The organism is Pseudonocardia sp. KRD291 (genome assembly GCF_019263595.1).
Taxonomy (GTDB): Bacteria; Actinomycetota; Actinomycetes; order Mycobacteriales; family Pseudonocardiaceae; genus Pseudonocardia.
This window is the reverse complement of sequence record NZ_JADQDD010000345.1, coordinates 1-5,890: the sequence shown is the minus strand read 5'-3', so window position 1 is coordinate 5,890 and position 5,890 is coordinate 1. Positions and strand designations below refer to the sequence as shown.

Here is a 5,890-nt window from a genome sequence, read left to right as displayed (position 1 = left end):
GGGCGCGCGGGACCGGGGCGGCGGTCGTTCCTCGCGGGGAGGACGGCGGCGTGGGCCGGTGTCCGGCCCGGTGCCGTCGAAGGCGTAGGAGTCCCGGATCCGTTCGGACGGACGGCGACGCGCCGGCTCGTCCTCGGCCCGTTCGTCGCGGCCGTTCGTGTCGGCGTCACGGGCGCCGTTCCCGTTTCTCCGTGCGCCGTTCGCGTAGGCGTCGTTCGGGTAGGCGTCGTTCGCGTGCGTACCGTTCCCGTTCCGCGCCGCGGGGCCGCCCTCGTCGGGGTGGCCGTTGCCGGCGGGGCCGTGGCGGCCGCCACCGCCGTTGCGCTCTTCGGCGCGGCGGGAGCGGTTCACCCGCGGCCGCTCCGCGCCGGGCTCGCCGTCGGGGCCGGGGGGCGACGCCCCGTAGCGGGCCGGGACCCCGCGCTGCAGAGCTGCACCGAGCAGGAAGTCCTGCTCCTGCGCGACATCGGAGTCCGCACCCGCCGGACGGTGGGACGTGCCGCGACGGCCGGAAGGGTCCGCGTCGTCGGCACCGTCCTCGCGACGGCGTCGGGGGCGCTCGTCCGGCTCCGCCGCAGGGGCATCGCTGCCGCGATACCGCCGGGGGCGGTCCCGGCGGTCGTCGGGGAGCTCGGGGAATGCCACAGGACGAGGTTACGTCACCGAACCGTCACGACCGGGTGACGGTCACGACGCGGAGGGGGTCTCTCGACGCTCCTTGATCTTCGCGGCCTTGCCGCGCAGGTCACGGAGGTAGTAGAGCTTGGCGCGACGGACGTCACCACGGGTGGCGACCTCGAGCTTGTCGATGTTCGGCGAGTGCACCGGGAAGGTGCGCTCGACGCCGACGCCGAACGAGATCTTGCGAACCGTGAAGGTCTCCCGTGCGCCCTCGCCGTGGCGACGGATCACGACGCCCTGGAACACCTGGACACGGGAGCGGCTGCCCTCGATGACCTTCACGTGCACCTTGAGCGTGTCACCCGGCCGGAAGGCGGGGATGTCGGAGCGCAGCATCTGCGCGTCCAGTGCGTCCAGGGTGTTCATCGCGAAGGTCCGTCCTCGTGGTCGTACGTGGTTCTCGTCCGTCGGTGCCGCGGCCATGTGGGCCGTCCCGGGAGTTGGACCGGGGACGCCCACCAGCGCGTGTCCATCACCGCACCGGGCGCTGGCAACCCGTCTATAGTGCCAGACGGGCCGGACCCGCCGGACACCCGGTGGGGTCGGCGGCCGCTCAGCCGACCGGACCATCGGGGTCGGCCGCGATGTCCAGGCCTTCGAGCAGTGCCCGGTCCGCACGGTCCAGTGCGTCCTCGGGCAGCGCGTCGAGCAGGTCCGGACGACGCAGGCGGGTCCGTTCCAGGGACCGGTCCCGCCGCCAGCGGTCGATCGCGGCGTGGTTGCCGCTGCGCAGCACGTCCGGCACCGCCAGGTCACGCCAGAGCTCGGGACGGGTGTAGGCGGGACCTTCGAGCAGGCCGTCGGAGAACGAGTCCTCGGCCGCCGACCGCGGGTTGCCGAGCACCCCGGGCAGCAGCCGGGCCACCGCCTCGACCATGGCCAGCACGGCCACCTCACCGCCGACGAGCACGTAGTCGCCGATGCTGACCTCCTCGACCGGGACACGGCGCGCCGCGTCGTCGAGCACCCGCTGGTCGATCCCCTCGTACCGCCCGCAGGCGAAGACCAGCCGCGTCTCGCGAGCCCACTCCCGGGCGATGGCCTGGGTGAACGGCCTGCCGGCCGGGGTGGGGACCACGAGCCGCGCAGGCGGCCCGGCGAGCACCTCGTCGAGAGCGTCGCCCCACACCTGCGGGCGCATCACCATCCCCGGCCCGCCGCCGTAGGGCGAGTCGTCGACGGCCTGGTGCACGTCATGGGTCCAGGCCCGCAGGTCGTGCACGGCCAGCTCCAGCAGCCCGCGCTCGATCGCGCGGCCGAGCAGGGCCTCGCGCAGCGGTGCGAGATAGGAGGGGAAGATGCTCACCACGTCGATCCGCACGCGCCGGATCGTCGCAGACCCTCTCCGAGGACGAGTACGCCGTCTCCGGGGAGAAGCAGCCCTCTCCGAGGAGGGTCGGGTCCCGCCGTATCGCCGCCGCGCCGAGAGGAGCCTCCCGCCATGCCCCCGGAGTGGTACTCCGCACTGTGGTCCACCTCCCGGCAGTGGGAGCTGCTGCTGCCGGTCGTGCTCGCCCTCGTCCTGACCACGCTGATCGGCCTGGAACGCGAGGCCGGCGCGAAGAGCGCCGGTCTGCGCACGCACACCCTGGTCGGCGTCGGGTCGGCGGTGTTCATGGTGGTCTCGAAGTACGGTTTCGCCGACCTGCTCGGCCAGGAGCACGTCTCGCTGGACCCGTCCCGGGTCGCGGCGCAGATCGTGTCCGGGATCGGCTTCATCGGCGCGGGGCTGATCTTCGTCCGGCAGGACGCGGTGCGCGGGCTGACCACGGCGGCCACGATCTGGCTGGCCGCGGCCGTCGGCAGCGCCTGCGGGGCCGGGCTCCCGCTGCTCGGCGTGGCCGCCACCGTCGGGCACTTCGTGGTCACCCGCGGCCTGCAGCCGTTGGCCCGGGCGACCCGCAGCCGTCGCCGTGAGCCGCCGATGCTGCGGCTGCGCTACACCGACGGTCTCGGCATCCTGCGCACCGTGCTCGAACGCTGCACCGGCGCCGGTTTCGCCGTCGCGCAGGTGTCGGTGGAGCGTGAGACGTTCACCGACGACGGCACCCGGGTGGCCGCGCTGACCCTGTTGCTCCAGGGCCGCGGGGACCTCGCGGGCCTGGCCGGCGAGCTGGCCGAGCTGGACGGCGTGCGCTCCGCGTCCACCGGCGACGACGGCCCCAGCGACGAGGACGAGGAGCTGTAGGCCCCGCGGTCAGCCGCTCGCGCTGCCGCGGCCCAGGTCCGCCACCGCGATCCGCATGCCGTCCAGGGTGAGGTCGCGGCCGGCCAGGATCTCCTGCGCCGTGCTGCCCGGCCAGAGCAGCCCGAGCAGCAGGTGCTCCGTGCCGATGTGCCGGTGCCCGAGCCGGATCGCCTCCCGCAGCGCCAGCTCCAGTGCCTTCTTGGCCGACCTGTCGAACGGGATGTGCCCGGGTCGCCGACGGCCGCGGGCGGCCCGGGTCCGCTCCAGTGCCCCCGGCCCGAACGACTCGTCGACACGGCGGCGCACCTCGTCCAGGTCGATGCCGAGCGACGCGAGTGCCTCCGCGTCGTGCGGAGCCGAGCGGCGCGCGAGGTCCGCCTCGACGACGTCGCGGTCGAGCCCCGCGGCGCGCAGCAGCGCCTCCCCCGGCGTCCCCGGCGACGTGACGACGCCGAGGAGCAGGTTCTCGGTCCGGACCCGGTCCTGGTGTCGCTCCCGCGCATCCTGCTGCGCCATGACGACGACCCGTCGTGCCGGGTCGGTGAACCTCTCGAACATCGACGTCCTCCCCTAGAGCCCGAACCGGCGGTACTTCTTGTGCACCGCCTGGCGGCTGACGTGCAGTGCCTCGGCGATCTGCTGCCAGGACCAGCCCGCGTCCCGCGCGTTGCCGACCTGCAGCTCCTCCAGCGACTCCAGCAGCCCACGCAGGGACGACACGGCCGCCAGGCCGACGCCCGGGTCCTTGCTCGACGCCGCCGCGGCCACCGCTGTCGCATCACTCATGACTGTCAACATAGGTTGACGCTGTCGCCCTGTCAACCTATGTTGACAACGAGCGCACGAAAAAGCCCGGCACACGACGTGTGCCGGGCCGGGAGGCCGGGGCTCAGTCCTCGGGGTCGAGCAGCCCCTCAGGCGGGTCGAGCACGATCCGCCCGCCGTCCAGGTCGACCGTGGGCACGATGGCCGTCACGAACGGCACCATCACCTCCGGGCCCTCCGGGCGGTCCAGGACCAGCAGCTCGCCACCGGGCCCGTGCACGACCTCGCGGACCGTGCCGACGACCGTCCCGTCGGTCAGCTCCGCCCGCAGGCCCTCCAGCTGGTGGGCGTGGAACTCCTCCGGGTCCTCCGGGGCACCGAGCGCCGAGGTGGGCAGCAGCAGCTGCGCACCGCGCAGCGCCTCGGCCCCGTCCCGGTCCTCGACTCCGTCGAAGCGGACCAGCAGGCGTCCGGAGTGCGGACGCGCGGTCGCCACGCGCAGCGGCGCGGACCGGGCCCCGCCGGAGCGGCGCACGGCCAGCTCGGTGCCGGGGGCGAAGCGCTCGCCGGGCTCGTCGGTGTGCAGGTCCACCACGGTCTCGCCGCGCAGACCGTGCACACGCACGACGACGCCGACCAGGACCATGTCCCGGTCGGCGTCGAGACGTCGCGTCGCGATGGCCGACCTGCTAGCGGTCGGTGTCGACGACGTCGACCCGGACCCCGCGGCCGCCCACGCCACCGATGACGTTGCGCAGCGCGGTGGCCGTACGGCCACCGCGGCCGATCACCTTGCCGAGGTCCTCGGGGTGCACCCGGACCTCGAGGATCCGGCCACGTCGCCCGGTCACCATGTCCACCTTGACCTCGTCAGGGTGGTCCACGATGCCCCGCACGAGGTGCTCGAGGGCGTCCGCGAGCAGGGTCACGACTCGGTGGCGGGTGCGTCGGCGTCCTTGGTCGCGTCGACGACGTCGTCGGCCTTGGTGGCCGCCTCGACCGGCGCCTCGTCGGCGGTCGCGCCGACGCGCTCGGGCTTGGCCTTCGGCTCGGCCTTCTTCTTCGGCGTGGTGGCCGGCGTGCTCGGCTCACCGTTCGCCTCGGCCAGCGCCTGCTGGAAGCGGGCCAGCTTGTCGGCCTTCTCCGGCTGCGGCTTCAGGGTGCCCTCGGAACCGGGCAGGCCCTTGAACTTCTGCCAGTCCCCGGTGACCTCGAGCAGGTTCTGCACCGTCTCGGTCGGCAGGGCGCCGACGCCGAGCCAGTACTGCGCACGGTCCGAGTCGATCTCGATCAGGCTCGGGTCGTTCTTCGGGTGGTACTTGCCGATGGTCTCGATCGCCCGGCCGTTGCGCCGGGTGCGCGAGTCGGCGACGACGACGCGGTAGTAGGGCTGGCGGATCTTGCCCAGACGCATCAGCTTGATCTTGACGGCCACGCTGTGGGTGCTCCTCGCGAAAGTATGTGTCGTGCTGCGACGAGTCAGCTGGCGCTCGCGTGGGGTTACGGGCTCGCTGTCTCTTTCGGCATGGTCGCGGTTGGTAGAGGGCCGACCGCGGACCCGGACGACCATTCTGCCAGACGCCCCCGCCGTCGGTCAGACCGGGACGACCCCCACCAGCATCAGCGCGAGCGCCAGGCCGGGCAGGAAGTTGTTCACCTGATGGGCCAGCACGCTCGCGCCGAGACGGCCGGTGAGCATCCGGGCCAGCCCCAGCGGGAGCGCGACCACGAACAGCAGCGGGGTGCGGGTGAGCTCGAAGTGCGCGAATGCGAACAGCAGCGTGGTGACCAGGTAGACGATCACCGGCCGGTTCGGGATGTGCTTGGCGACCGCGCCCCAGAGCAGGCCGCGGTACATGATCTCCTCGCAGATCGGTGCGACGACGACCACCACGAACATCACCAGCAGCGCCATCGGCCAGGACGTCCGTACCCCGCCGAAGATGTCGCCGACCGCCGTCGTCGCACCCTCCGGGCCGATGATCGAGGCGTAGACCAGCGCCGCGGGCACCGTCAGCAACAGCCCGAGCAGGCCGATCAGCAGCCCGATCCCGACGTCGTCCCAGGACCAGCGCAGGCCCAGGTCCAGCGCCGGACCGTTGCCCCGCCACCAGGTGACCGCGACCGCACAGGCCGCGGCCAGCACCGTCGGGACGACCAGGGCGGCCAGGATCCCGCCCACCGATCCCTCGGTCGGGACCAGCTGCCCGATCAGCAGGGACACCCCGAGGAAGACGACCTCGACGACGACGAACG

Annotated in this window: 10 protein-coding genes; 1 reads left to right on the top strand and 9 read right to left on the bottom strand. The window is 73.2% G+C overall.

Features of this window, described 5'->3' with window-relative positions:
• The 3 genes from I4I78_RS29170 to trmD all read right to left on the bottom strand — a co-directional run.
• On the bottom strand, positions 1-645 hold a 645-nt coding region (locus tag I4I78_RS29170), incomplete at its 3' end, for a hypothetical protein (protein WP_218614722.1).
• A 42-nt stretch (positions 646-687) separates the two neighbouring features.
• The gene (gene rplS, locus I4I78_RS29165) at positions 688-1,047 is read right to left on the bottom strand and encodes a 50S ribosomal protein L19 (RefSeq protein ID WP_218614721.1); all 360 of its coding nucleotides are present in this window, start codon (positions 1,045-1,047) and stop codon (positions 688-690) included.
• A 187-nt stretch (positions 1,048-1,234) separates the two neighbouring features.
• Positions 1,235-2,002, bottom strand: coding sequence for a tRNA (guanosine(37)-N1)-methyltransferase TrmD (gene trmD / locus I4I78_RS29160; RefSeq protein WP_218614720.1), 768 nt, complete (start codon positions 2,000-2,002; stop codon positions 1,235-1,237).
• Positions 2,003-2,122: 120 nt separating this feature from the next.
• On the opposite strand from trmD, the gene I4I78_RS29155 reads away from it, so the two are divergent.
• Positions 2,123-2,869 carry an MgtC/SapB family protein gene (locus I4I78_RS29155; RefSeq protein WP_218614719.1) on the top strand — a complete coding sequence of 249 codons (747 nt, stop codon included), beginning with the start codon at positions 2,123-2,125 and terminating at the stop codon, positions 2,867-2,869.
• 9 nt (positions 2,870-2,878) lie between these two features.
• On the opposite strand, the gene I4I78_RS29150 is transcribed toward I4I78_RS29155, so the two are convergent.
• The 6 genes from I4I78_RS29150 to I4I78_RS29125 form a co-directional block, all read right to left on the bottom strand.
• Entirely contained in the window at positions 2,879-3,427 is a 549-nt protein-coding gene (locus I4I78_RS29150; RefSeq protein ID WP_218614718.1) for a Clp protease N-terminal domain-containing protein, read from the bottom strand.
• 12 nt (positions 3,428-3,439) lie between these two features.
• On the bottom strand, positions 3,440-3,655 hold the full coding sequence (locus I4I78_RS29145) for a helix-turn-helix domain-containing protein (RefSeq protein ID WP_218614717.1): 216 nt from the start codon (positions 3,653-3,655) through the stop codon (positions 3,440-3,442).
• A gap of 103 nt (positions 3,656-3,758) precedes the next feature.
• Positions 3,759-4,280, bottom strand: coding sequence for a ribosome maturation factor RimM (gene rimM, locus I4I78_RS29140; protein WP_218614716.1), 522 nt, complete (start codon positions 4,278-4,280; stop codon positions 3,759-3,761).
• A 43-nt stretch (positions 4,281-4,323) separates the two neighbouring features.
• Entirely contained in the window at positions 4,324-4,563 is a 240-nt protein-coding gene (locus I4I78_RS29135; protein ID WP_218614715.1) for an RNA-binding protein, read from the bottom strand.
• The gene (gene rpsP / locus I4I78_RS29130; RefSeq protein WP_218614714.1) at positions 4,560-5,069 is read right to left on the bottom strand and encodes a 30S ribosomal protein S16; all 510 of its coding nucleotides are present in this window, start codon (positions 5,067-5,069) and stop codon (positions 4,560-4,562) included. Before rpsP ends, I4I78_RS29135 begins: the two co-directional genes overlap by 4 nt.
• A gap of 159 nt (positions 5,070-5,228) precedes the next feature.
• Positions 5,229-5,890 (bottom strand): CPBP family intramembrane glutamic endopeptidase (locus I4I78_RS29125; protein ID WP_218614713.1); only part of this gene is annotated, 662 nt, incomplete at its 5' end.

Excerpts from the sequence above, each read along its gene's own strand:
- rplS (WP_218614721.1), bottom strand. The coding sequence starts at position 1,047 with ATGAACACCCTGGACGCACTGGACGCGCAGATGCTGCGCTCCGACATC.
- rimM (WP_218614716.1), bottom strand. The coding sequence starts at position 4,280 with ATGGTCCTGGTCGGCGTCGTCGTGCGTGTGCACGGTCTGCGCGGCGAG.
- I4I78_RS29145 (WP_218614717.1), bottom strand. The coding sequence starts at position 3,655 with ATGAGTGATGCGACAGCGGTGGCCGCGGCGGCGTCGAGCAAGGACCCG.
- I4I78_RS29155 (WP_218614719.1), top strand. The coding sequence starts at position 2,123 with ATGCCCCCGGAGTGGTACTCCGCACTGTGGTCCACCTCCCGGCAGTGG.
- I4I78_RS29150 (WP_218614718.1), bottom strand. The coding sequence starts at position 3,427 with ATGTTCGAGAGGTTCACCGACCCGGCACGACGGGTCGTCGTCATGGCG.